Source organism: Alkalibacter mobilis (assembly GCF_015594845.1).
GTDB lineage: Bacteria > Bacillota > Clostridia > Eubacteriales > Alkalibacteraceae > Alkalibacter > Alkalibacter mobilis.
Map to the genome: position 1 here is coordinate 1 of NZ_JADNRK010000063.1, position 1,701 is coordinate 1,701.

The following is a 1,701-nucleotide window of genomic DNA, read 5'->3' on the forward strand; positions in this document are numbered from 1 at the left end:
AGCAATCTGGTAATATGTCAATCGATAAATAATAAGAAACTTCGACAGAATCAATAAAAAAGTGCATGACAAATAGACCTTGAGATTTGAAAGAAAAAATCAAGGCAAAGTTGAAGTTATGAGTTAGGAGTATGATCTACTCCTTGAGGAACAAAAAGTTGGTTTTTAGCCAGCAATCCAAAAACCAAACGGATAAATTTCCGTGATGTAAGTGCGAGTGCTCGTTTATGTTGATGAGTTTTGACTTCATCAAACTTCTTTTGGTAGAAGGCATTATATTCTGGAAGATGTCGAACAACACTTCCCGTAGCTTCTATTAAATAATAACGAAGGTACCTGTTGCCAGCTTTGCTCATCCTTGTGTCATCCGATTGGAAGTCGCCGGACTGATTTTCAGTCCATACGATACCAGCATATTTAGCTAGTGCCGAATGGCTGTCAAAGGCTTGGATACTGCCGATTTCAGCAAGTATGCCAGAGGCAAAAACTGGACCGATACCAGGTATTGATTTTAAACAAATGTATTCAGCTGGATTAAGCCCAGAAACTGTTTTTTCGATGGCTTTATCAATGGACTTGATTTCAGCTTCGAAAGCTTTTAGACAGTTTAGCGAAGAGGCAATGGCAATAGTCAAAGGTTCGTAAAGGCATTTATCCAAGCGATACGAGTTCCTGGCGGCAGCTTGCAAGATAGAAGCCACCTCTTGAGGATGGCTGAAGCGATTTTTTCCTTTTTCACAAACAAAAGCAATGAGATCTTCAATAGATGCTTCTGCGATCTGTTCATTAGAAAGAAAATCTGTTAGAACGGCAGAAGCAGCAGCGCCATACTTGTTTGAGAAAGGATGATTTCCCTTTGTAAGAGTGGCAAATTCACTAAACTTGAGAAATACATTGGAGAGCATATACGTTTTTTCTCTAGTCAAGCATTCGACCAAGTGCAAGCGATGCCTTGTTAAGCGTTGCAGGGCAAGAAACTGAGAACCACGCCAAGGCTCAGAAGTGATTCTTCCTACTCGAGCAAAATCGGCAATGACAAAAGCATCAATAGGGTCCTTCTTACTCATGCCAATAAAAGATTTCTTGTAATTGGCGATAATCTTCGGATTGAGACAGTAAACATAGGTACTATATGGCGCCAGAAGCGCACAAGAAGATAGAAAATTGGCAATATGTATCCCATAAAAAGAAGTGGACTCTAAAGCAATAACGACGCGAGTGAACTTGCAACTAGACAGCAAAACAGAAAGTTTATCAGCAATTTCATCGGCGCCGGGCTGAGAATTGGCAACAGCAAATTCTAATAATCTGTCTTGTTCGAAATTCAATGCACAAATTACGTTTTCACGGGCAGATACATCAATGCCCACAAACAAAGTAGACAAATACTCTGATTTTTTCATAGTATCACCACCTTTCGTGATAGGGATGAGGAAATTAGAGAAAGAATATCCTAATCTTAAGCACTGACTGAAACCTCGCATAATAAGCATTCAACCAACAGAAATACCTTGCTGGGGGCTACTGATGGTGATGCAACATCTGAGTAAGCAGCATTTGATACTTAAGTCAGGGAGCAAGCTTTCTAAGCAACAGCATATGCTTTGCAAGGAGCGTAAGCTCAAACCTTCGCTAACAACCTATATGGTTATTGTAGCATTAGGATATTCTTTAACAAAAATAAATAAGAATATAGCTGTG

At 39.6% G+C, this 1,701-nt stretch carries 1 protein-coding gene; it reads right to left on the bottom strand.

Annotation, left to right across the window (positions count from 1 at the left end; translation table 11 throughout):
- Window positions 1-116 precede the first annotated feature (116 nt).
- Window positions 117-1,403: an IS110 family RNA-guided transposase gene (locus tag IWB18_RS12375; protein WP_195683924.1), complete on the bottom strand. Its 1,287-nt coding sequence runs from the start codon at window positions 1,401-1,403 to the stop codon at window positions 117-119.
- Window positions 1,404-1,701 lie beyond the last annotated feature (298 nt).

Coding starts and splice junctions, on each gene's coding strand:
- IWB18_RS12375 (WP_195683924.1), bottom strand. CDS start 1,403: ATGAAAAAATCAGAGTATTTGTCTACTTTGTTTGTGGGCATTGATGTA.